At 71.1% G+C, this 22,126-nt stretch carries 20 protein-coding genes; 8 read left to right on the top strand and 12 right to left on the bottom strand.

Annotated elements, in window-relative coordinates; translation table 11 throughout:
- Window positions 1-79: 79 nt before the first annotated feature.
- The 4 genes from mmuM to OG219_RS37175 all read left to right on the top strand — a co-directional run bounded on the left by mmuM (window position 80) and on the right by OG219_RS37175 (window position 4,261).
- Window positions 80-1,003 carry a homocysteine S-methyltransferase gene (mmuM, locus tag OG219_RS37190; protein WP_266834092.1) on the top strand — a complete coding sequence of 308 codons (924 nt, stop codon included), beginning with the start codon at window positions 80-82 and terminating at the stop codon, window positions 1,001-1,003.
- 204 nt (window positions 1,004-1,207) lie between these two features.
- A complete protein-coding gene (locus OG219_RS37185; protein ID WP_266834090.1) occupies window positions 1,208-1,492 on the top strand; it encodes a hypothetical protein in 285 nt (94 codons plus the stop codon).
- On the top strand, window positions 1,489-3,042 hold the full coding sequence (locus OG219_RS37180; protein ID WP_266834088.1) for an amidase: 1,554 nt from the start codon (window positions 1,489-1,491) through the stop codon (window positions 3,040-3,042). The genes OG219_RS37185 and OG219_RS37180 overlap by 4 nt, the downstream gene beginning before the upstream one ends.
- 148 nt (window positions 3,043-3,190) lie before the next feature.
- Complete coding sequence (locus OG219_RS37175) at window positions 3,191-4,261, top strand: LacI family DNA-binding transcriptional regulator (protein WP_266834086.1); 1,071 nt, start codon at window positions 3,191-3,193, stop codon at window positions 4,259-4,261.
- 25 nt (window positions 4,262-4,286) lie between these two features.
- On the opposite strand, the gene OG219_RS37170 is transcribed toward OG219_RS37175, so the two are convergent.
- From OG219_RS37170 to OG219_RS37140, 7 genes are all read right to left on the bottom strand, one after another.
- A complete protein-coding gene (locus tag OG219_RS37170; RefSeq protein ID WP_266834084.1) occupies window positions 4,287-5,123 on the bottom strand; it encodes an alpha/beta fold hydrolase in 837 nt (278 codons plus the stop codon).
- A gap of 163 nt (window positions 5,124-5,286) precedes the next feature.
- A complete protein-coding gene (locus OG219_RS37165; RefSeq protein ID WP_266834082.1) occupies window positions 5,287-5,985 on the bottom strand; it encodes an alpha/beta fold hydrolase in 699 nt (232 codons plus the stop codon).
- A gap of 133 nt (window positions 5,986-6,118) precedes the next feature.
- Window positions 6,119-8,401, bottom strand: coding sequence for a helix-turn-helix domain-containing protein (locus OG219_RS37160; RefSeq protein ID WP_266834080.1), 2,283 nt, complete (start codon window positions 8,399-8,401; stop codon window positions 6,119-6,121).
- 32 nt (window positions 8,402-8,433) lie between these two features.
- Window positions 8,434-10,014, bottom strand: a complete 1,581-nt coding sequence (locus OG219_RS37155) for a carboxylesterase/lipase family protein (protein ID WP_266834078.1) — start codon at window positions 10,012-10,014, stop codon at window positions 8,434-8,436.
- 79 nt (window positions 10,015-10,093) lie between these two features.
- The gene (locus OG219_RS37150; protein ID WP_266834076.1) at window positions 10,094-11,329 is read right to left on the bottom strand and encodes an alginate lyase family protein; all 1,236 of its coding nucleotides are present in this window, start codon (window positions 11,327-11,329) and stop codon (window positions 10,094-10,096) included.
- Between the two features lie 51 nt (window positions 11,330-11,380).
- Window positions 11,381-12,859, bottom strand: coding sequence for a glycosyl hydrolase family 28 protein (locus OG219_RS37145; protein WP_266834074.1), 1,479 nt, complete (start codon window positions 12,857-12,859; stop codon window positions 11,381-11,383).
- A 57-nt stretch (window positions 12,860-12,916) separates the two neighbouring features.
- Window positions 12,917-14,506, bottom strand: a complete 1,590-nt coding sequence (locus OG219_RS37140; RefSeq protein ID WP_266834072.1) for a glycoside hydrolase family 43 protein — start codon at window positions 14,504-14,506, stop codon at window positions 12,917-12,919.
- Between the two features lie 268 nt (window positions 14,507-14,774).
- On the opposite strand from OG219_RS37140, the gene OG219_RS37135 reads away from it, so the two are divergent.
- Window positions 14,775-15,860 carry a LacI family DNA-binding transcriptional regulator gene (locus tag OG219_RS37135; protein ID WP_266834070.1) on the top strand — a complete coding sequence of 362 codons (1,086 nt, stop codon included), beginning with the start codon at window positions 14,775-14,777 and terminating at the stop codon, window positions 15,858-15,860.
- A gap of 82 nt (window positions 15,861-15,942) precedes the next feature.
- Here OG219_RS37135 and OG219_RS37130 read toward each other — a convergent pair whose 3' ends face one another.
- Both OG219_RS37130 and OG219_RS37125 read right to left on the bottom strand, forming a co-directional pair.
- Window positions 15,943-16,365, bottom strand: a complete 423-nt coding sequence (locus tag OG219_RS37130; RefSeq protein ID WP_266836356.1) for a nuclear transport factor 2 family protein — start codon at window positions 16,363-16,365, stop codon at window positions 15,943-15,945.
- A gap of 156 nt (window positions 16,366-16,521) precedes the next feature.
- Window positions 16,522-17,151, bottom strand: a complete 630-nt coding sequence (locus OG219_RS37125) for a hypothetical protein (protein WP_266834068.1) — start codon at window positions 17,149-17,151, stop codon at window positions 16,522-16,524.
- 142 nt (window positions 17,152-17,293) lie between these two features.
- Here OG219_RS37125 and OG219_RS37120 point away from each other — a divergent pair, with 142 nt between their 5' ends.
- Window positions 17,294-18,310 carry a DUF5954 family protein gene (locus OG219_RS37120; RefSeq protein ID WP_266834066.1) on the top strand — a complete coding sequence of 339 codons (1,017 nt, stop codon included), beginning with the start codon at window positions 17,294-17,296 and terminating at the stop codon, window positions 18,308-18,310.
- A gap of 27 nt (window positions 18,311-18,337) precedes the next feature.
- Here the strand turns inward: OG219_RS37120 and OG219_RS37115 are convergent, their stop codons facing one another.
- A complete protein-coding gene (locus tag OG219_RS37115; RefSeq protein WP_266834064.1) occupies window positions 18,338-18,985 on the bottom strand; it encodes a DUF4389 domain-containing protein in 648 nt (215 codons plus the stop codon).
- Between the two features lie 165 nt (window positions 18,986-19,150).
- Between OG219_RS37115 and OG219_RS37110 the strand changes: the two genes are divergently transcribed.
- A complete protein-coding gene (locus OG219_RS37110; RefSeq protein ID WP_266834062.1) occupies window positions 19,151-19,552 on the top strand; it encodes a VOC family protein in 402 nt (133 codons plus the stop codon).
- A gap of 10 nt (window positions 19,553-19,562) precedes the next feature.
- On the opposite strand, the gene OG219_RS37105 is transcribed toward OG219_RS37110, so the two are convergent.
- Window positions 19,563-20,249: a helix-turn-helix transcriptional regulator gene (locus OG219_RS37105; protein WP_266834060.1), complete on the bottom strand. Its 687-nt coding sequence runs from the start codon at window positions 20,247-20,249 to the stop codon at window positions 19,563-19,565.
- A 10-nt stretch (window positions 20,250-20,259) separates the two neighbouring features.
- A complete protein-coding gene (locus OG219_RS37100; RefSeq protein WP_266834058.1) occupies window positions 20,260-21,195 on the bottom strand; it encodes an AraC family transcriptional regulator in 936 nt (311 codons plus the stop codon).
- 80 nt (window positions 21,196-21,275) lie between these two features.
- Between OG219_RS37100 and OG219_RS37095 the strand changes: the two genes are divergently transcribed.
- A complete protein-coding gene (locus OG219_RS37095; protein ID WP_266834056.1) occupies window positions 21,276-22,124 on the top strand; it encodes an NAD(P)H-binding protein in 849 nt (282 codons plus the stop codon).
- Window positions 22,125-22,126 lie beyond the last annotated feature (2 nt).

Genomic DNA, 22,126 nt, shown 5'->3' with positions numbered 1-22,126 from the left:
GGTATCCCACATCGTGGGCGATATTTTCACTTGGCGGACGTGAAGGGGCGTCTCCCACCGCATCGACTAGCGTCGTGACATGACCAGCAGCACCTCCCGCACCCTCGCCGACGCCCTCACCACCGGCACGGTCGTCCTCGACGGCGGCATGTCCAACCAGCTCGAATCGGCCGGGCACGACCTGAGCGACGAGCTGTGGTCGGCGCGGCTGCTCGCGGAGCGGCCGGAGGCGATCGTCGAGGCGCATCTCGGCTACTTCGAGGCGGGTGCGGATGTGGCGATCACGTCCAGCTACCAGGCGACCTTCGAGGGGTTCGCCAAGCGCGGCATCCCGCGGGAACGGGCGGCCGAACTCCTCGGCCTCAGCGTCGAGTTGGCGCGCGAGGCCGCCCGGCGCGCGCACGCGAAGGGCGTCAGGCGCCCGCTGTGGGTGGCCGCGTCGGTCGGGCCGTACGGGGCGATGCTCGCGGACGGCTCGGAGTACCGGGGGCGGTACGGGCTGAGCGTCGCGGAACTGGAACGGTTCCACCGGCCGCGCCTGGAGGTCCTTGCCGCCGCCGCGCCCGACGTACTGGCCCTGGAGACCGTGCCCGACACCGACGAGGCCCGGGCGCTGCTGCGGGCCGTGCGCGGGCTCGGTGTACCGGCGTGGCTGTCGTACAGCGTGGCCGGCGACCGTACACGGGCCGGGCAGCCTCTGGAGGAGGCCTTCGCCCTGGCCGCCGACGCCGACGAGGTCATCGCGGTCGGCGTGAACTGCTGCGCCCCGGAGGATGTGGCCGGGGCGGTCGAGACCGCCGCGCGGGTGACGGGGAAGCCGGTGGTGGTCTACCCGAACAGTGGCGAGGTGTGGGACGGGCGGGAGCGGGCGTGGAGTGGGCGGTCCTCGTTCACCGCCGAGCAGGTCACGGGGTGGGAGACGGCCGGCGCGCGGTTGATCGGGGGGTGCTGCCGGGTGGGGCCGGGGGCGATCGCCGGGATCGCCGAGTCGCTCAGGGGCTGAGGGTGCGACAAGGGTGCGGCGAGTTGCGCTGAGGTTCACCGAGGTGCGCTGAGGTGTGCTTGCGCTCGCGGACCGGCGCTCACTCGAACCGACTGCGCCGACTTGCGCCGACGCTGGCGTAACTCCCGTGAAGCACGGGCTCAATGGGGACTTCACGGGCGGGTGATGAAGTCCCCGTACTCGTCAGCCGATCACGGAGGCACCATGAGCGAGCCCACCGCCGAGCAACTGGACACCTACGTACGGACCCGCCTCACGCTGGCGGGTTTCGACCTCTCCCTGCTGCCCGAGGTCTTCGACGCCGACACGGGGGTGCCCACGCAGGCCCAAGTACTCACCTCCCTGCGGTCGTTCGTGGCGTCCACGCCTGGCGCGATATCCGGGTGGACCCCGCCGGCGGACAGTCCCGCCTACGCGCAACAGGCCTCGCCGCCGCTCATCTACCCGTCCATCACCGAGGCCTGGACCGGCAAGGCGGGCGACCGATGAGCCGGGCCCTCAACAGGCGGGTCTTCCTGGCGAGTTCGGCCGCCGTGGCGAGCGGGCTCGCCCTGCAGAGCGCCGCGCCCGCGAGCGCCGCCACCAGCGCCCCGCGCGTGCCCGACATCGACGTACGCAAGGCCGCCCAGCAGGACCCCTCCGAAGCCACCCTGGCCGAAGCCGTGGTCCTCATGCGGCGCGGAAAGCTGACGTCGGCGACGCTGACCGAGGCGTACCTGGAGCGGATCCAGCAGTACGACACCACGTACCAGGCGTACGCGGAGGTGACCGGCGAGACGGCGCTCGCGGCGGCGCGGAAGGCGGACCGGGGGCAGGGTGCGGGGGGTGTGCTGCGTGGAATCCCCCTCTGCATCAAGGACAACTACTTCACCAAGGGCGTGCCGACGCGCTGCAACTCGTACATCTTCGAGGACTTCGTGCCGGACGAGGACGCCACGGCCGTGGCCCGGCTGAAGGCGGCCGGCGGCATCGTCCTGGGCAAGGGGCAGATGGGGCCGCTCGCCACGACGCGGGCGACGCAGCCGAACGGGACGGTGACCACGGTCAACGCCTGGACACCCGACGATCCGAGCGTCGACCCGGGCGGCTCCTCGACGGGGCCCGCCTGCTCGGTGGCCGGACGCATGGCGTCGTCCTCGATCGGCACCCAGACCGGCGGCTCCATCGTGCTGCCGTCCAACCAGCAGAACCTGACAGGCCTGAAGCCCACCATGGGCCGGGTGTCCATCCACGGCATCATCCCGCTCACCTTCACCCGCGACCACGCGGGCCCGCTCGCGCGCGACGCCATGGACGCGGCGCTCATGCTCCAGGTGATGGCGGGTCCCGACTCCCAGGACCCGCGCACACTGGGACTGCCGGCCGTGCCGGATCTCGTCAAGGCGGCAACTCCCGTGGTGGCGAAGGGCGTACGGATGCGCCGGGCCACGAAGATCGGGGTCCCCGCCGATTTCCTGAGCGCGCAGAAGCAGTTGCGCGGCGCCTTCCTCGACACGCTCGACTCGATCCCCGGCGCCACGCTCGTCGAGGTCGCGTATCCCGCCGACTGGACCCTGCTGACCGGCACCTTCAACGCGGCCCGGCTCGCCGAACGCACCGAGCCCTTCCGGCACTGGCTGCGCGCCGACCCGGCCAAGTTCGGTGTCTCGCTGCTGACTTGGCTCCAGGGGCTGATGCTCTCCGGCGACGAGTGGATCACAGCCCAGCGGGCCAAGAACCATCTGCTGCGGGAGATCCTCGACGGGGTCATGGACCGCTGCGACGTGATCCTGCAGACCGGGCCGGTGCCGTTCGACATCCTGGGGCTGCCCGAGATCGCCTTCCCCATCGGCTTCGACGACAGCGGCGTACCCGTCGGGGCGATCCTCGGCGGTCAACCGTACGAGGAGGACCGGCTGTTGGAGGTGGCCGCCGCGTACCAGGCGGTCACCGACTGGCACACGCGGCGACCGGCCGACCCGGGCGCCGCCCTCACCATGAAGGCCGCGACCGCCCGGCCCCAGCTGTCGGCGGAGGAGGCGGCCGAGGCCTCCGCCTGACCTTCCCTTCCTCTCCTCTCGTCGCGCGCAACTCCCGCTGCTAGCCTCCGGCTCGGGAACCGGTTGCCATAGGTGTTGCCGCACTTCCCGAGGGGGCGGCCCCGGCGGCGGTGAAGTCGCCGTCCGGGGCGGAGGGATGGGGCCAGCGATGACGAGGAAGAGCACCACGGACACCGGGAGCCGGCGCACGATCCGGGACGTGGCGGCGCGCGCGGGGGTGTCCGCGTCGACGGTGTCGCGGGTGCTCGGCGGTGAGTACCCGGTGAGCACGACGACGCGTACCCGGGTGATGCGGGCGGTGCACGAGCTGGACTACGTCGCCGACGCCCGCGCCAAGGCGATCGCGGGGGCCGGCACGCCGACGCTGGCGTTCGTCCTCGACGACATCACCGGTCCGTCGTTCACGCACATGGCGCACGGTGTGGAGCGCGAGGCGACCCGGCTCGGCCATCTGTGCCTGGTGTGCAGCACGGACGGCGACGCCGAACACCAGCTGGAGTTCATCGACATGATGCGCGCCCAGCGGGCCGCCGCGGTGATCCTGGTCGGCGGAGCGGCCGACACCGCCGAGCACCGCGAGCGGATGGCCCGCATCGCCGACTCCCTCGCGTCGGCCGGGTCGCGGCTCGTCCTGTGCGGGCGCCCGCCGCTCGCGCCCGGAACACCGGTCACGGTCATCGAGTACGACAACGAGGGCGGCGCCTACGCCCTGTGCGCGCACGTCCTCGCCCAGGGCCACCGGCGGGTGCTGTTCCTCGGCGGCAAGGCGGACAACACCACGGCCCGGGGCCGCGAACGCGGTTACCTCGCCGCCCATCGCGACCGCGGCCTCGATCCCGACCCGGCGCTGCGCCTGTACGGCGACTTCACCCGGGACTCGGGCCACCGTCTGATGCGAGCCGCGCTGGAACAGGGCCTGGACTTCACGGCCGTGATCGCCTCCACCGACATGGTCGCCTCCGGCGCGCTGACCGCCCTGCATGAAGCGGGCCTGCGTGTCCCGGCGGACGTCTCCCTCGCCGGCTACGACGACATCCCCTTCGCCCGCGACCTCCACCCGCCGCTCACGACGGTCCACGTCCCCTACGAGGAACTGGGCCGCCTGGCCGTCCGCACCGCCCTCGGCCGCACCCCGGACGCCCCGGACGAACACCTTCTCCTGGGCACGCACGTGGTGGTGCGTGACTCGGTGGCGGAGCCGGCGGAAGGGCGGCGGTGAACGGGGCGGGCCGGGGCGGCGGCGGTCAGGCGGTGGCCCTGACGGCCGATTCGATGAGGCGGGTGGTGGCCGCCGGGTGGCTGATCATGGGCACGTGGGACGCGCCCGACACCTCGACGACGTGGGAGTTGGCCCGCTTGTAGAAGAAGCGCTCCAGCGCGGGCGGAATGGCCTTGTCCTCGGTGGCGACCATGCCCCAGGAGGGGATGGTGCGCCAGGCGGCGGCCTGGGTGACGTCGGTGAGGGACGAGGCGCTGAAGGGCCGCTGGGTGGCCTGCATGAGCCGGGTGGTGGCGAGGGGCAGGTCGGCGGCGAACGCGGACCGGAATGCGTCCGCCCGCAGATACAGGTCGGTTCCGGCGCTGCCGTCGGGGTTGGTGAAGGGGACTCCCTGGACGGAGTCGCCGATCAGGGAGCCGGGGTAGGTGTTGAGCAGGACGCCGAGTTGCTCGCCCTTGTCGGGGGCGAACGCGGCGATGAAGACCAGCGCCTTGACGTTGGGGTTGCCGGCCGCGGCGTTGGTGATGACGGCGCCGCCGTAGGAGTGCCCGACGAGGACGATCGGGCCGCTGATCGACGCGAGGACGCTGGCGATGTAGGGGGCGTCCGTGGGCAGGCCGCGCAGCGGGTTGGCCGGGGCGATGGTCTCGTAGCCCTTGTACTGGAGCTTGCTGATGACGTCGTTCCAGCCGGAGGCGTCGGCGAAGCCGCCGTGCACCAGCACGATCGTCGGCTTGGCGCCGGAGGTGCTCTGGTCGGCGGCCGCGGCGCTGGAGACGGCCGGGGTGAGGAGCGTGGCCGTCGCGGCGGCCGCTCCGGTGGCGATCGCTCTGCGACGGGTGAACGTGGGGCGAGCGGACATGCGGAAACTCCCTGGGTAGCGGACTGGGCCGGAAGTGTCACGCGCGGGCGGGGTGCCGCCTCGGCGAGACGGCGGCACGGCGGCGCCCGCGGCTTCTGGGACCTGTGGCGGAGGCTGATGTCACGGCCACCCCGCGTCTCCGCGGGGATCGGCCGGACAGGTCCTAGGAGTCGCCGTCGACGCCTTCGGCGGCCTGCGCGATCACGGCGGCCACCGTGGCCGGGCGGGAGACGTAGACGGCGTGGCTGCCCGGGGTCTCGGTGGTGGTCGCTCCGGTCCGCTCGGACATGGCGCGCTGGGCGGGCGGTGGGATCATCCGGTCGTCGGCGGCGACCAGGTACCAGGCGGGCTTGGTCCGCCAGGCCGGTTCGGAGACCGCCCCTTCGAGCGCGGCGACGCCCCACGGGACCTGGGAGTCGGCCATGAACGCCGCCAGCTTCTCGGGCACGTCGGCGGCGAACGATGCCGCGAACTTCTCCCGGTCGAGGAACAGGAACCCGTCCTTCGGCGGCAGGATCGGCGGGACCGGTGCGCCGGGCGGCGGGTCGGCGATCAGGGATGCGACCGACTCGCCCTTGTCCGGGGCGAACGCGGCGATATAGGCGAGGGCGGCGACGTTCGGGTGGTTGCCGGCCTCGGTGATGACGACGCCGCCATAGGAGTGGCCGACCAGCACGGCCGGGCCGTCGAGGCCGTCGAGGACCTGGTGGGTGGCGGCGACGTCGCCGGCCAGCGACAGCGTCGGGTTCTGCACGACGGCCACCCGGTAGCCGTCGGCGGTCAGTTGCTCGTGCACGCCCTGCCAGCCCGATCCGTCCACGAACCCACCGTGCACCAGCACGATGTTCCTGATCGCAGTCATGTTCACTCCTGACCTGGAGGGACAGGCTGGACGCCCGTCCGGTGCGGTCGAGTCAAGTCCTGCCGAAGCGGGCGGACCATGCAGAACAGCACGCAGAAGTTCCGCGCACATCGACTCAGGCGTGTCGGATGGGTCAGGGTTGGGCGGTCGCCAGGTCGTAGCAGCGGCGGTGCGCCTCGGCGTCGCCGATCGCCCCGAACACCTCCGCCGTGCGCGCGTAGGTCCGGCGGCTCTCCTCGGTCCGGCCCTCCTCGGCCAGCAGGGCCGCGAGCGTCTCCAGAGCGAGGGCCCGCATGTAGTTGGAATCGAACGACTCCATCGCCACTGTCGCCTCGGTGAGCGCGGTGATCGCTTCGGTGCGGCGGCCCAGCAGCCCCAGACACCCGCCGATGTCAGCCAGTGTGTACGGCCGCAGGTGCGCCGCGATGCTCGGCGTCATCCCGGATGCGTCGTCGCCGGCCAGGGCGAACGCTTCGCGGTATCGCTCCAGCGCTTCCTCGTGGCGTCCGTCGTCACGAAGACCGTTGCCGAGGTTGCTGAGGCTCGAATAGTACGAATCGGCGTCACCGAGGGACTTGAACATCTCCATCGCCCGCGACGCCGACACAACGGCTTCACCGCTCCTCCCGAGCTTGCGGAGCGCGATGGCGGTGTAGTGGTGCGACCAGGCGATCTGCACCGTGGCACCGCTGCGGGTGGCGAGGTCCAGCGCCTCGGCCGCGTGCCGCAGCATGGCTTCCGGATTCCTCAGCGGGATCCCCTGCACCCAGGCCAGATAGTTCAGCTGGGTCGCGTGCTGGGCGAGATCGCCGAGCGCGGCGGCGGCCTCCGCACCGAGGGTGAAGACCTCGTGCCAGTGCGGGCCGTGGACCCACCGGTCGGAGAACCAGTGCATCGACTCGGCGCAGTCGAGGACGGCGGCGTGCTCACCCCTGCTCGCCGCCAGCCGCATCGCACCCAGCCAGTTGGCCACGTTCACCCGCAGCCAGAGTTCGGCCTGCTCCGGTGCGGACAGGACTACGAGGTCGGCATCCGGTCGCTCGGGACGGCCGTAGGCGGGTTCGAACCACCGCCCGGCCGTCGTGGCCATCCGCAGCAGCCAGGACGTCACCCTGCCGGTGAGCGCGGCGCGTTCGGCCGCGGGCTCGTCCCGCTGCAGCCGGTCGCGGGCGAAGAGCCGCACGAGGTCGTGGAAGCGGTACCGGCCCGAGGTGCTGTCCTGCAGCAGGCCGAGGTCGACGAGTTCGTCGAGCGCGTCCCAGGCGTCCTCGATCGACATCCCGCCGACGAGCGCCGCGAGGGAGGCGTCGAAGTCCCGGCCGGGCACCACGGACAGCCGGCGGAAGACCCGCCGGGCCGGCACCGCCAGTTGTTCGTACGACATCCCGAACGCGTTGGCGATCTTGAGGTCGCCTGCCTTGAACTGATCGAGGCGTCGCTCCTCGTCCGACATCCGGGCGGCGAGTTCGAGGGCGCTCCATCCGGGTCTGCTGGCCAGCCGGTTCCCGATGATGCGCACGGCCAGCGGCAGCCCTCCGCACAACTGGGCGAGCTGGGCGAGCGCGGGCTCCCCGTCCGAAGCGGAACGCTCGCCCACGATCCCCGTCAGCAGCTGCGTGGCTTCGGCCGGCGGCAGAGGACCCAGGACGAGCCGGCGTACACCCTCGAGGCCGGCGAGCAACCGCCGGCTGGTGACCAGAACCCTGCCCGCGCCTTCGCCCGGCAACAGCGGGCGGACCTGGTCCTCGGAGGCGGCGTTGTCGAGCACGACCAGGACACGCCTGTCCCGCAGCAGCGAGCGGTACAGGGAGGACCGCCCCTGGGTGTCGGCCGGGATCTGCTGATCCGCGACACCGAGCGCACCGATGACCAGCACCAGGGCGTCATCGACGGCGAGCGGCCGCTGAGACATGCCGAACAGGTCGAGGAAGAACACTCCGTCGGGGAAGCTCGCCCGCAACGCGTGGGCGCAGTGGACCGCGAAGGTCGTCTTGCCCAGCCCCGCGGAGCCGGTGACGAGTCCCACCACAGGGGCGCCCGGGGGGTGTTCGGCGTGAACGAGGTCGTCGATCCAGGCCAGTTCCGCGTCACGGCCGGTGAAGTCGTCGACGGACCGGGGCAGTTCGCACAGCCCGGTCGGACGCGTCCAGTGATCCCGCAGGCGACCGTCCCGCGCCAGTTCGACGAGCTGCTTACGGGCGTCGCCCTCCAGCGCGAGCGCGTCCGCCACCGCCGTGACGGTGCGGTGCTGGGGCCCCTTGCTCCGTCCGCGCTCCATGTCCGACAACGTCCGGGCGCTGACCCCTGAGGCTTCGGCGAGCTGCTCCAGGGTCAGCCGCGCTGCGCGCCGATGGCGGCGCAACAACTCCGCGAGGCTCAAACGCTCGGCGATGAGGCCACTCCCCCTCGGCGGCATCGGGCCTTGACCCGCTGCGATCGGCTGCCAGCCTACTCGGGCGGCCAGGGCACGCGGAGAGTTCGCAGGCGTCCGACGCCTACGCCGGGTGCACGCGACGGCAGCACCGGGGCGCGCGCTGCCGCATGAGACCCGATCGAGGCGTCCCACAGGGCGAGTTCGCGGTCGCGCGGCCCGAGGACGGTGTGCGGGTCTCCGGCGCCGAAGACCCGGACCGGGTGCTTGGCGTCCCAGGCGGCCCAGCCCGGGTCGCCGTCGACCGCGAACCGCACCCATGCCGCGTGCATCTGGTCGGCGAGTTCCTGCGGTGCGTCCGGACCCGCGAGCTGCGCGGACTCCGGTACGTCGGGGGTGTCGAAGACGAAGCCGAGCTCCAGGGCGTGGCAGGCGCCGAGGTCGGGCACGTTCGAGGGCCAGGCGAACTCGTACACGTAGGCGGGGACTTCAGGGGTCCGGGAGTCCGCGAGGCGGTGCAGCGGTACGCGCAGGAGGTGGTCGGTGACCAGCTGGCCGACCAGGTCGGCGGTGCCCGCGTCCGGATGGATGGCGCGGTAGCCGCGGGGCACCTCGTGGCCGCAGTGGCAGCGGGCCATCGCGCCGGCCAGGGCGACGGGGCCGAGCTTGTCGACCCGTTCCAGGAGGCCGCCCGGCACCAGCCACAGCCGGTACTCCTCGCTGGTCCAGCCGAGGAGCAGGCCGACGCCGGGCGCGGCGCCACCCTCGACCAGCGCCTCCAGCGGATCGCGCGGGACGAGGTCGCCGTCGACGACGATGCCGAACGCGGGCCCGCCGAGGACGGGGCTGCTGAGTCTGCCCACGTCGGCCTGGGTGCGCAGCAGCAGGTCGCGGTCGACGGCGGCGAACGCCTCCGCTGTGGCCGGGATCTTCAGCCGGGTGGCCATCCTGCGCACCATCCGGCGTACCTTGTCGCGGTCGCTCGCCTCGGGCGGCCCGCTCTGCAGGACGGCCCGGTGGAAGAGTCCCTCGGCGCGCGGACTGGCCAGCAGCGCCCCGATGCTGATGGCTCCGGCCGACTCGCCGAAGACGGTCACCCGGTCGGGATCGCCGCCGAACTCCGCGATCGACTCGCGCACCCACTCCAGGGCGGCGAGCTGGTCGCGGAGCCCCGGGTTGGCGGGCGCGTCCGGGAACAGGCCGTAACCCTCCACGCCGAGGCGGTAGTTGATCGAGACGAGGACGACGCCGTCGCGGGCGAAGTTGCGTCCGTCGTAGACGGGCACCGCCGAGGAGCCGCGGACCAGTGCCCCGCCGTGGATCCACACCATGACGGGGAGCCGGGCGCCGGGGCCCGGCTCCGGCGTCCACACGTTCAGGTTGAGACAGTCGTCGCCCGGCACGACGGGGTCGGCGAGGAGCCGCGCGAATGCCTCGGAGTACGGCGGCTTGGGCGGCGTGGGCCCGAAGGCACCCGCGTCCCGCACACCGTCCCAGGGCTCGGGCGGCACCGGTGGCCTGAAGCGGCGCGGGCCGAACGGCGGAGCCGCGTACGGGATGCCGCGGAAGACGGCGATCCCGTGCTCGTATCTGCCTCGTACGTCCCCGTGTGGCGTCCTGACCACGGGATCCGTCGACTCTGCCGCCGCTGCCGTCATCTGCCCACCAGCTCCTCGCCGCCCGTGAACCGTTCACATCAGAGCATCACATGATCTCCCGGTATTCCTGCGGACGTCGCTATTTGGCGTACATCACCGTGCCGAAGCCCAGCTGGTCGAAGCCTCCGCTGGCCGTGCCGTAGTCACCGCCGCCGCCCTCGGGGCGGACGCTCTCGGCCATGGCGGTGATGTAGGGGACGGACAGTCCGCGCCGGCGGGCGTAGTGGTAGTGCAGGATGTCCCAGACCGGCCGGACCTGGCCGCGACTCGCGGACGAGATCACGGTCTGCGACTGCTGGGCGCAGTTCTGGCCCGTGCCCCAGGTGTACGTCGTGTAGGGCACGTCCTGGCCCAGGTTGTACTTGGCGACGTACTGGGCGGCCTTCATGATCCGGTTGCTGTCGTAGCCGTACAGGTCCTCGCCCTGGGACCAGGCCATCTCGCAGAACGAGGCGATCTGTCCCATGCCCATCATGGTGTGGCCCTGGTCGCGGCCCGACTCCTGCCACTGGGCGAGGCCCTGGCTCTCGTACACGAAGGGGACGGCGTGGGTGATGGAGCCGTTGCCCGCGCCGGTCTTGAAGTAGTTGACCGCCTGGTCGTACTTGGCCGCGTCGTCGCAGAGGATGCCGATGGCCAGGATCGAGTTCATGTTGCAGAGATCCCAGTTGGCCCAGTAGTTGGTGATGCAGGCGTCGTTGTGCCCGGTGAGGAACTGGTTGTTGAGCGGGTAGAAGACGTTGAGCATCATCGTCTTGAACCGCGCGAGGTCGAATCCGCTGTAGCCGCGCATGAGTTCGGCGGCGTTGGCGAACTGGTAGCCGTAGATCCCGGCGGCCAGGAAGCGGTCGGCGTTCCCGGTCACCGAGGTCAGCGTGGCCGACCAGGCGTTGAGGATCCTGACGGCCGCGTCGCCGTTCGCGGTCGTCCCCGCGATCTTCCAGCGCAGGGCGTTCTGGTAGGCGGCGTGGATGTCGTTGTAGAGGATGCCGTAGTTCTGGCCCGTGCCGCCGCGGATGATGGTGGCCTGCGGGTTGGGGTTCCAGGTGGCGGCCGAGTGGCCGTTGGCGGTGAGGCGGTTCCAGCCGGAGAGCCACGGGTCGTCGCCCGCGGCGACCCGTACCTTGGCGCGGTTGAGTTCTCCGTAGGCGTGCAGCATTCCGGGGTGGGTGAAGGTCGCGGGTGCCGCGTGTGCGGCGGTGCCTACCGAGGCGCCGACGGCGAGGGCGGCTGTGAGACCAGCCGCCGTCGTCAGCAGGCCTCGACGGCTCAACTCTTTTGCCTGGCCTTGCTCGTGGGGGTTGGTGCGGCTCATGACTGCGCATCTCCAATCCAGTGGGGATGGATCTACTCGGTGATGGAACTCCTAGGGGGTGTCCGGGCTCGCGGTCACCGAGCCCGCCGCCTCTGCGGTCGTTATGAACTTCAGGGCCTTCACGTGCTCGTTGGCGTACATCGGCACGTAGTCCGAGGTGACGAACCAGCTCGGCTTGGTCATCGAGTCGGCGATCACCGTGCCGTTGACGACGAGGTTCTCGAAGGTGATGTTCTGGATCAGGCGGTCCTTGTCGTAGCCGATCAGCAGCGCGGTGCCGGCGTGGGTGCCGGTGTAGCTGAGGTCCTTGATGTGGACGCCGTCGATGCCGCGGCCCGCCGAAGTGTTGTACTTCTCGTTGAACATGATCCGCATGTTGATGAGCTGGCCCTCGCGGAAGTCCTCCACGCGCATGCCGTCGACGCGGACGTTCCTGATGAGGTTGCTGTCGCCGGGGTTGAGGGCGAGGACGCCCTGGTAGAGGATCTGCGGTTCGCGGTGGTCGCAGACGTCGATGTTCTGGAAGGTCAGGTTCTCCAGGACCTCGGGGGCGTCGGTGTTGCCGTGCGTGCCGACGTTGATGGGGTGCGCGACGTCCGCCCAGAGGGTGGAGTTCCTCACCGTGATGTCGCGGGTGTCGCCGTAGTACTCCCAGCGGTGGGTGTAGATGGCGATGCAGTCGTCGGCGTTGCGCATGAAGACGCCGTCGATGGTGACGTCGCTGCTGGAGAAGATGTCGATGCCGTCGCCCCAGGCCTTGGAGCTGAAGGAGCCGAGGCCGGTGATGGTGACGCTCTCGGACTCGGCGACCGTGACCGCGTAGCCGTCGGGGTTGAGCATCGTCACCGCGCCGATGGCGATGTTCCTCGACCCCTCGACGGTGCAGCCGCCGCCCGGTGACGCCCAGATCACTCCGCGCCCGGCGAGCCCCGCGTTCGCCACGTCCTTGAAGTGCACGCGGGACCTGAGCACCGCGCCGCCATCCAGGTAGACGGTCCTGCCCGAGGGGACGGTCACGACGCCGCCTTCGGTGGTGTGCAGGCCGGGGCCGAAGTAGAGGACGTCCGGGTCGTCGGGCGCGGGGCGGTCGGTCTCCAGAGGGCGGGCGAACAGGTGCAGCGCGTCGAAGACCTCGTCGTTGACCTGGACGACGAGGTTGCGCGGCTCGGTGAGCTCGAACCGTACGGTGTCGGCGCGCAGTTCGGGCTCGATGCCGTACGAGTCCGGACGGATCCGGGCCTTCCGCATGCCGCCCTTGACGTAGCCGACCTCGACTTCGACGGTGTCCGCGAAGTCGAAGAACGCTAGGGACGAGTTCTGGATCTGTCCGGCGCCGGTGGCGGTGCTGATGAGGTTGAGGGTGGCCAGGTAGGTGCCGAGATTCTGCCAACTGCCGCCGGGTGTACGGACCTTGACGGTGTAGCTCGCGTTGGTCGGAGCGCCGTCGGGGACGGGGTAGGTCACGAGCCGGGGGGCGCCTTCGGCTTCGGCGGCCTGGGCGGTCGTACGACGAGACGTGGACGTCCTCATGCCGGGCTCCTTGTGCGGAAGGATGCGGAGGGATGCGAGAGAGCGGGAGGGGAACTCCTACGGCTGATCGCGCAGTTCGAACCAGTCGAAGTCCGCGGAGACCCGGGTCCCGCCCAGGTCCTGGACGCAGACCCCGACGAACGCGCCGGTGAACCGCAGCCGGCTCCCGTAGTCGTCGGAGAGCTTGCTCGCGTCCAGGGCCGGGCCCACCTGCCGCCAGTCCGTCCCGTCCGGCGAGGCGGAGAAGCGGAGGTCCGCGCCGTCGAAGCGGGCCCGGAGGTGCACCAACGGCCAGTCGTCGGTGGACAGTTCGCTGTCCGGAAGCTCGCGGTAGGTGCCGTCGTCGGTGAGGACCACACCCAGCGTCCGGCCCACGCCCTCGACGTGCGTGAGCCGCAGGTAGTAGTGGGTGGACGTGTCGTACCAGCAGACCAGGCCGGCGAGTTGGCTGAAGTGCGCGGGGCGGAAGTCGAGGACCGTCGTCGCCTCGCAGTGCATCGAGGTGAGCGGCCGTGCGACCAGGCTCTGATCGAAGCGCGAGTGCAGACTCTGTCTGCCGCGCAGCCGCAGGTGGCCCGGCCGCTCGGCGAGCGTGAGCCAGTCCGGGGCGGCGGGCGTCCGCAGCGTGCCCCAACCCCCTTCCAGTACAGGCGCGTTGAAGTCGTCGAGCACGGCGGACGGCTCGACGGGCCCCGGCTCCACCCCCGTGGGCGCCGGAACCTCCACACTCGGTCTCCGCCCCCCGTCCGCCAGCCGCAGCCACCCCTCCGGCGTCCAGGTCACCCGCTGGAGGCAGGTCTCCCGGCCCAGGATGCAGCGCGGCCCCTCCTCGGTCTCTACGGGGCGTGAGGCCAGGTGGGCGAGGTACCACTCCCCCTGCGGGGTCTGGACGAGCTCGCCGTGCCCAGCCTTCTGCAGCGGCCACTCGGGGTCGTCGCGGGTGGTCAACAGCGAGCCGTCCGGGTCGAGTTCGTACGGCCCTGCCAGCTCACGCGAGCGCGCCATCACGATGCCGTGGTTCCAGCCCGTACCGCCCTCCGCGAGCATCAGGTAGTACCAGCCGTCGCGCCGGTAGACGTTGGGGCCCTCGATCAGCTCCTCCCGCGTGAGGATCGTGCGGGGCTGCCCGATCAGAGCCCGCTTCCCGGCGTCGTACTCCTGGAGCAGGATCCCGGCGAAGGACGGGTGTCCCTCGCGGGGATCCCACTGGATGTTGAGCAGCCAGCTGCGGCCGTCCTCGTCGTGGAAGAAGGACGGGTCGAAGCCGGAGGAGTTGAGGAAGACCGGCTCCGACCACGGGCCCTCGATCGCGGGGGCGGTGATCAGGTAGTTGTCGACGTCCTTGTAGGGGTGCCCGATGGTCCGCACGATGCTGTGGACCAGCCAGAACAGGCCGTCGTGGTACGACAGCGAGGGCGCCCACACTCCGGCGGAGTCGGCGACTCCGCGCAGGTCGAGCAGGTCGGTGCGGTCCAGGAGGTGACCGGCCGGTTCCCAGTGGGCGAGATCGGTCGAGCGGTGCACGGGCACGCCAGGGAACCATTCGAAGCTGGAGGTGGCGAGGAAGTACTCCGCGCCGACGCGCACGATGCTCGGATCCGGGTGGAAACCGGGCAGTACGGGGTTGCGGATGCGGCCCACGGTCATGCCGCCACCCGTATCCCTTGGCCGGCTTGGTACTTCATGCCCTCACCCCTTTCTGTTCCACGGCCCGCATGTTCGGCATTTCGAAAGTTTCAATGTTCGGGAATTCCGTGAATCCCCGCTTCTTCACTCCGTGTTGAGGCGGGCTTAATGTAGAAAGCGGTTGCTACGCGGTCAATGTTTCCGTCGCGTGAGCAGCCTTATTCGAAACTTTCGGGGCCCCTCGGGGGCCGGAGCGGCGGCCTTCGGGCGGGCCGGAGGGGTGGACTCCATGGTCCGTACGGGAAGCGTGGCCGGGCCGACGCTGGCGGTCGTCGCCCGGGAGGCGGGGGTGTCCGTGCCGACGGCGTCGAAGGTGGTCAACGGCCGGGAGGACGTGGCGCCGGAGACGCGCCGCCGGGTGACGGAGGCCCTCGACCGCCTCGGCTACGTCCGCAGACCCCGCTTCGAGGCGTCGAAGGCACCCGGTCTGGTCGACCTGGTGGTGCACTCCCTCGAAAGCTCCTGGTCGGGTGCGGTGCTGCACGGCGTGGAGGGGGCGGCGCACGACGCGGGCCTGGAGGTGGTGGTCTCGGCCGGGCTGACCCGGACCAGGGGCGGGCGCCCCGAGCGCGGCTGGCTGGACAAGCTCACCACCCGGGGCTCCTCGGGGGTGTTGTTCAACCTGGCCGAGCTGACTCCGTCGCAGTACGCCTGGCTCGACCAGCACCGCATTCCCTTCGTGATGATCGACCCGGTCCACGAACCGCCGCCGGGTGTCGTGTCGGTGGGAGCGGCGAACTGGCAGGGCGGCCTCCTGGCGACGGAGCATCTCCTCTCCCTCGGCCATGAGCGCATCGCCGTCATCGGCGGCTACCGCCGCAAGATATGCAGCAGCGACCGCATCGCCGGCTACCGCTCCGCCCTCGCGTCGGCCGGGATCCGCCACCGCCCCGAATACATCCGCTACGGCAGCTTCGACGAAACCGTCGCCCACTCCCGCATGCTGGAACTCCTCGACCTCCCCGAACCGCCCACCGCCGCGTTCGTCTGCTCCGACAAGATGGCCCTCGGCGCCTACCAGGCCCTGGCCGAACGGAAGTTGAACGTCCCGGACGACTTCAGCGTGGTCGGCTTCGACGACCTCCCCGAGTCCCGCTGGGCCACCCCCGCACTCACCACCGTGCGCCAGCCGCTCTCCGAGATGGCCGCGACGGCACTGCGCCTACTGGTCCGCCTGATGGCGGGCGACCAGCCGGAGGGCACCCGCACGGAGCTGTCGACCCGCCTGGTGGAGCGGTCGAGCACGGGCCCGGGGCCGGTGGCCCAAGAGGCAGCCGCCCAGGTGATGCCGCCGAGCAGATGCGCCCGGAAGTAGTACCACTCGCCCGTGAACTCCCGGACAAGCGGCAGGTGTTGGGTTGGACTTGGGCTCGTTGGCAAAGCGCGAGGCCAGGACCTCAGGAAACGTCCTTCCGCAACGACGCGATGAGACGGTCGAGGTCTCCGCGTGCCGTGTACGTACGGATCGGGTCGATGTAGTCGCGTGACTCGATGATCTGACCGTCCCGGACACGCATGACGAAGACGCAGGGCACCTTGGCCAGAGAGTCGTCCGGCAACGTGAACTCATAGGCGAACTCGGCGACGATCACTTCCGGATCGGCGGTCTCGTGAACGACGACATCGACGACTCGCCTCTTCGGCAAGAACTCCCGAACTTCCGGCGGCACCGTGAAGTGCTCCTGGAGCACACGCCGACTCGTCAACGGCTCGGACTCCGGCGTCGCCATCGGATGCCGGACATCGGTGACCTCGGCATACAGGTCGGGCAACTCGTCGAAGTTCCCGCCGGCGACCCCATGAACAAGCCGGAGAAACACCTCTCGCGGACTCGGACTCACAAGACCTCCCCAAGCAATACGCACAGGCAGTTGGTGATCACTATCCCCTGATCCATCGGTAGATCTTCGGTAGACCTTGCCGGGCTCACGGGTCCGACCGCGCAGACGGCCCTGATCGCCCTGCGGGGATGCCGCTCAACCACCGGCCCCCACCCCGTTGTCGGGCGCCCCGTCCCCGACCGGGGGCAGGTCGCCGCGCTCCACCGGTTCGGTGGCCGCCGCAGGTGCGGACGGCAGGAGGGCGGTGAGTTCGGCGGCGTCGGGGTGGTGGGCCCCGAGGGCGGCCTCGTGCAGGACGTCGCGCTTCACCGTGGCCGTGTCTCCGACGACGCGAATCACGTACCCGTCGCCCGGCACCAGGTAGTCGTGCTGCCCGCCGGAGCTGCGGTACCAGGCCTTGCCGTCGCGCGCGCAGGTGACGGTCTCGCCGGACGCCTCACCGACCGGCCGCTCCGGGCAGTTGTCGGCGGTCACCGTGCCCCGGTCCACGTACAGGTGGATCTGGGCACCGGTCTTCTGCGACCAGTACGCGCTGGAGAAGCCGTCGTTCCCGTACACGCCGACCGACTGCTGAGCGACGGTGAAGCCGGGCGCCTCGATGACGTAGACGAGCTCCGGGGCGACGCCCAACGCCTTTGCACGGGCGCTGAGTTCGGCCGGGTCGGCAGCCGCCCCGGCCTTCTCGTCACCGCACGCGACGAGCAGCATGGGCAGGAGCAGCAACGGCAGCGCGCGTACGGAACGGGCGGGTACGGAACGGATCATGCGCCCATCCTGCCGCACAGGTGTTCCACATGCCCCGCAAAGAGAGGCAGTCCGAGCGCCTCGCGCGTCAACGCGGCCAACAACACCGGTTGTTGAGTCGGATCGACCCCGGCACACACACCGACTCCGCAACAATGCGTGCATGTCCGACGACTGGCAGCGACAGATCCAGGCACTCCATGAGGAGTTGCTCCACCGCGACGACCCCGCCGCCTGGGTGCGTGAGGCCGACGCGATGGAGGCCTCCCGGCGTTATCCCCATCTCGCCCTGCGCGGGCCGGTGTTCGGGGTCGCGGTGCAGGACCCGGCGGCGGGGCCGGGGTGGCGCCTGCTGAAGCCGGTGGTGGACGGCATGCCGCAGATGGCCCGGGACGGGCTGAACTCGCATCTGTGGTTCACCGCGAAGGACGACACCGACGACCCGGCCGTACGGCGGGAACTGCTGGCGGCCGTGGCGGTCCTGGAGCGGGATCCGGCCGACGAGGTGGAGGCCTGCGGGGTGCGCTACCGGGTGGTGCGCGGGGACGAGTTCGCCCGCGTCGGGGACGACGGCCTGGAGCCGCCCCGGCCCACCGACCCGGAGCCGGTGGAGCGGTCGTGGCAGCGGCAGGTGCGCGACACACCCTCCCCGGACGTCGGTTTCGCCCTCGACCCCGACCACGCGGACGGCCCGGCGGCGGGCGCGCTGAAACTGGGGCTGCGGGACTTCGCGTACACGGGCTCCCGCTTCCCCGCCGACGTACGCGCGGACTCCGGGCGGGCGGTGGCCACCCATCCGAACGTCGTCCTGCTGCCCACCGGCTTCAGCCTGGCCGAGCGCGGCGAACACGGCTGGCGGCCGAGCGGCGCCCTCATGGCCACCCCGCACGACGCACGGCGCATGTTCTACGACGGCATGGCCGAGATGTGGGCGCTGCTGTACCGGTTCGACGACGCCAAGAAAGCCAGGTACGCGAAGGCGGCCGAGGAGTACCGTGCGCTCGGCCGCGCCGACGAGTTCCGCGTCGACGACCGCGTCTTCCGGATCTGCCGCGTGGAACGCGTGCTCCGTACGGGCCCCGCCGGCCCGGAATCCCCGCGCCCCTCGGACGTCGACGAGTACGGCCCCACGAAGATCCACCCGACGATGGACGAGACCGGCGCCTTGACCTACGAGTGACGGCGAGTCACGCAGGCCTTCCGCGCGTCACGGTTCGCTCGGCCCCTGATCCAGCCGGTACGGCGGATAGACGTCCGTCAGCAGTGCCGCGTACGCCATGACGCGGACCACCCAGCGGTGCAGCCCGATGTTGAGGTCGTACATGCCGCGCGGATAGCGGCCGGTGAACAGCAGCGAGACACCCGCGTAGAGGGCCAGCAGGCCCGCCAGTCCGCCCGCGAAGCGGAAGCCGCCCGCGAAGACGGCGGCCACGAACAGCTGCGGCAGCACCAGGAGCCACCACTTGACGAGAACGAGGCCACGGGAGAGCTGTTCGGCGTGGGCCACGTCCAGGTGCGCGGGATAGTCGGGCACGTCCGCCAGCGTGAAGGGCGGATAGCGGTCGGTGCCGAGCGAGCCGTACCCGTAGTACGCCACCCGCCAAGTCCAGCGCAGCACACCGACGTTGAAGTCGAACAGCGCGCGCGGATAGCCGCCGGTGATCAGGATCGCGAAGAAGGCGATCACGGTGACGACCAGGAAGGCGATCCAGAGGAAGACCAGGGCGACGTAGTGCGGAATCGCGAGCAGCCATTTGACCAGCCACAGCCAGCGGGACAGGGCCGGGTCGTACTCCGTCTCCAAGGTGACCGGACTCTTGGGGTAGTCGCTCAGCGCGGTGGTCACGTGGGCCATGTCGTTCCCCTCTCCCCCGCGGACGCGGAGCAGATCCGTCCGCTTTCACCGTATACGGGCCTTTCTTCCGTGTACAGCCGAGCGGCGAGCCCCGCAAGGTCCCGGGCCCGGACCGTGTCCGATTCGTTCAAGACCGGCCGCCGACGCCCTGCCTACCGTGGCCGCATGACTCCACGATTCGATGTGATCGGCCTCGTCGTCTCCGACATGGCCGCCTCCCTGGCCTTCTACCGTCGCCTCGGGCTCGTCTTCCCCGAGGGCTCCGAGGATCAGCCGCACGTCGAGGCCGAACTGCCCGGCGGGCTGCGCCTCGCACTCGACACCGAGGAGACGATCAGGTCCTTCCACGCCGGTTGGCGACCCCCGGCCGGCGGCGGCCGGGTCTCGCTCGCCTTCCTCTGCGACAGTCCGGCCGAGGTCGACTCCGCGTACGACACCCTGGTCGGCGCCGGCCATGAGGGCGAACTCAAGCCGTGGGACGCCTTCTGGGGCATGCGGTACGCGGTCGTCCAGGACCCGGACGGCAACGGCGTGGACCTGTTCGCACGACTGCCGGAAGCCAAGTAGGCCGTCGACACTAGGGGCGCCCGAGCAGCTCCCTCAGCGTCATCCCCGCCAACTCCCTTACGTCCCTCGCGAGATGGGCCTGATCCGCGAACCCCGCCCGGACCGCCGTCTCCGCGAAGGGCACCCCGTCGCGTGCGAGGGCAAGTGCCCGTTGGAGCCGCAGTACGCGGGCGAGCGTCTTGGGCCCGTATCCGAACGCGGCCAGTGAGCGGCGGTGCAACTGGCGTGCGCCCAGACCGAGTTCGTCCGCGACGGCGGCGACGGGGCGGCCCGTCTCCAAGGCCGACACGACCTCCCGCAGCAGCGGGTCGGAGGGTTCCGCGTCGGCCGCCCGTTCCAGCGCGACCTCTTCGAGCGCGCTCACGGGGTCGGCGGCCGAGTCGACCCGCGCGGTGAGGTGTCGTACCTCCGAAGCGGGCCAGAGGTCGGCCAACTCCACGCGTTGATCACGGAGTTCGTGGGCGGGTACGCCGAGGAACGCAGGAGCGGTGCCGGGAAAGAAACGGACGCCCGCCCAGCCGCCAAGGGCCCCCTCCGGGACGTACGCGCGCGTGTCCGGCCCGGCGACCAGCAGCCGCCCCTCGGTCCACAGCAGGTCCATGCACCCGTCGGGCAGCACGGGCCGCGCACCGGAGGCGGCCGGGGTGTTCGTCCACACCACGGCACCCGGCAGCCGGGACGCCCTCTCCGCGTACACGTACGACACGCTACGCCGCCCGCGTCCGATGCTCCTGCGGACTGACCCCGTACACCCGCTTGAAGGCGCTGGACAGCGCGAACGAGCTGCCGTAGCCGACCTGGCGGGCGATCGCGCCGATGGTGTCCTCGGTGTCGCGCAGCCGGTCCGCCGCGAGGGCGAGGCGCCAGCCGGTCAGGTACGTCATCGGGGGCTCGCCGACGAGTTCGCTGAAGCGGCGGGCGAGGGCCGCGCGCGAGACGCCGGCCTTGGAGGCGAGGGTCGCGACCGTCCACGGGTGGGCCGGGTCGTCCTGGACGAGCCGGAGCACCCGGCCCACGACGGGATCGGCGAGGGCCTGGTACCAGGCGGGTGCCTCGGCCTCGGGGCGGGAGAACCAGGACCGCAGCGCGGCGATGACCAGCAGGTCGAGCAGCCGGTCGAGGACGACCTCCTGGCCGGGTTCGTCGCGGACGATCTCCTCGGCGAGGATGTCGGTGAGCGCGCACTCCCACATGTCGGCGGTCAGTGTGAGGAGCGGCGGCAGCGCGTCGAGCAGCCTGCCGCTGATCTCGCCCTGCATCATGTACGTCCCGATCAGCATCACCGCCGAACCGTCGAGCCGGTCGCCCCAGCTGCGTACGCCGAGGTCCCAGTGGCCCTTCATGGAGCGCCCGTCGGGATAGCTGCACTCACCGCCCGGCAGGATCACCGCCTGCGGGACCGTCCCCGGGGCGTCGGCCACGGTGTACGGGTCCGGGCCGCGCGCTATGGCGACGTCGCCCGCGCCCAGCCGCACCCGCTCTCCCCCGTCCGCCGTGACCCACGCGTCACCGCGGACCAGGAGCATGATCGTCAGGGGGGCGCGGTCCTCGACGCGGATGCCCCAGGGCGGGTCGAAGCACGCACGGATCATGAAGGCGCCACGGGCGCGTGGGCCCTCCAGCAGGCCTGCGAGAGCGTCCATGGGGCCAGCGTAGACGCGCACATATGGGAATGAGCGGTTCAGCGATGGTTCCTTGCGGCGCACGGAAGTTCACTGGCCGTATGACGGAAAACACGGCACGTGCGAATGACATGACGGTACTGGTCACCGGGGCCACCGGACGCACCGGCAGCCGGGTCGCGGAGGCCGCGCGGGCGGCCGGGTTCACGGTGCGGGCCGGGTCCCGCTCCCAGGGCACCCGCTTCGACTGGGCGGACCGCTCGACCTGGGCGGACGCCCTGCGCGGCGCCGACGCGGCGTATCTCGCCTACCCCACGGACGTCGGCTCCCCGGAGGCCACCGAGGCCGTCGGCGCCATCGCCCGGGAGGCGGTCTCACTCGGCGTACGGCGGCTGGTGCTGCTGTCCGCGCGGGGCGAGGAGCGGGCGCTCGCGACCGAGGAGGCCCTCAGGACGTCGGGCGCGGACTGGACGATCGTACGAGCGGCCTGGTTCGCGCAGAACTTCAGCGAAGGTCCGCTGGTGGAGGGGATGCTCCACGGGGAGCTGGTGTTCCCGGCCGGTGAGGTGCAGGAGCCCTTCATCGACGTACGGGACATCGCGGACGTCGTGGTGGCCACGCTGACCTCGGGCGACCGGTACGTCGGGCAGGACATCACCGTCTCCGGGGCCCGGCTGCTGTCCTTCCGCGAGGCGGTCGCCGAGATCTCTGCGGCGACCGGCAGCGAGCTGGCGTACATCCCGGTGACCGCGCGACAGTACGGGGACACCCTGGCCGGGTTCGGGGTGCCGCAGCAGGAGGTCGACCTCCTCGTCGAGGTCTTCGAGGACCTCCTCGACGGCCACAACGCCCACCTCTCGGACGGCGTCCAGCAGGTCCTGGGGCGCGAGCCGCGGGACTTCACCGACTTCGTACGGGAGAACACGGCGGCCGGAGTCTGGAAGGCCTGAGC

It is taken from the genome of Streptomyces sp. NBC_00038 (assembly GCF_026343635.1).
In the GTDB taxonomy this organism is placed as follows: domain Bacteria; phylum Actinomycetota; class Actinomycetes; order Streptomycetales; family Streptomycetaceae; genus Streptomyces.
Note: the sequence above shows the minus strand (reverse complement) of the source record. Positions and strands in the feature narration are given on the sequence as shown.

Coding starts and splice junctions, on each gene's coding strand:
- OG219_RS37145 (WP_266834074.1), bottom strand. CDS start 12,859: ATGAGGACGTCCACGTCTCGTCGTACGACCGCCCAGGCCGCCGAAGCC.
- OG219_RS37180 (WP_266834088.1), top strand. CDS start 1,489: ATGAGCCGGGCCCTCAACAGGCGGGTCTTCCTGGCGAGTTCGGCCGCC.
- OG219_RS37185 (WP_266834090.1), top strand. CDS start 1,208: ATGAGCGAGCCCACCGCCGAGCAACTGGACACCTACGTACGGACCCGC.
- OG219_RS37160 (WP_266834080.1), bottom strand. CDS start 8,401: ATGCCGCCGAGGGGGAGTGGCCTCATCGCCGAGCGTTTGAGCCTCGCG.
- OG219_RS37095 (WP_266834056.1), top strand. CDS start 21,276: ATGACGGAAAACACGGCACGTGCGAATGACATGACGGTACTGGTCACC.
- OG219_RS37110 (WP_266834062.1), top strand. CDS start 19,151: ATGACTCCACGATTCGATGTGATCGGCCTCGTCGTCTCCGACATGGCC.
- OG219_RS37175 (WP_266834086.1), top strand. CDS start 3,191: ATGACGAGGAAGAGCACCACGGACACCGGGAGCCGGCGCACGATCCGG.
- OG219_RS37120 (WP_266834066.1), top strand. CDS start 17,294: ATGTCCGACGACTGGCAGCGACAGATCCAGGCACTCCATGAGGAGTTG.
- OG219_RS37100 (WP_266834058.1), bottom strand. CDS start 21,195: ATGGACGCTCTCGCAGGCCTGCTGGAGGGCCCACGCGCCCGTGGCGCC.
- mmuM (WP_266834092.1), top strand. CDS start 80: ATGACCAGCAGCACCTCCCGCACCCTCGCCGACGCCCTCACCACCGGC.
- OG219_RS37170 (WP_266834084.1), bottom strand. CDS start 5,123: ATGTCCGCTCGCCCCACGTTCACCCGTCGCAGAGCGATCGCCACCGGA.
- OG219_RS37150 (WP_266834076.1), bottom strand. CDS start 11,329: ATGAGCCGCACCAACCCCCACGAGCAAGGCCAGGCAAAAGAGTTGAGC.
- OG219_RS37125 (WP_266834068.1), bottom strand. CDS start 17,151: ATGATCCGTTCCGTACCCGCCCGTTCCGTACGCGCGCTGCCGTTGCTG.
- OG219_RS37155 (WP_266834078.1), bottom strand. CDS start 10,014: ATGACGGCAGCGGCGGCAGAGTCGACGGATCCCGTGGTCAGGACGCCA.
- OG219_RS37115 (WP_266834064.1), bottom strand. CDS start 18,985: ATGGCCCACGTGACCACCGCGCTGAGCGACTACCCCAAGAGTCCGGTC.
- OG219_RS37135 (WP_266834070.1), top strand. CDS start 14,775: ATGGTCCGTACGGGAAGCGTGGCCGGGCCGACGCTGGCGGTCGTCGCC.
- OG219_RS37140 (WP_266834072.1), bottom strand. CDS start 14,506: ATGACCGTGGGCCGCATCCGCAACCCCGTACTGCCCGGTTTCCACCCG.
- OG219_RS37165 (WP_266834082.1), bottom strand. CDS start 5,985: ATGACTGCGATCAGGAACATCGTGCTGGTGCACGGTGGGTTCGTGGAC.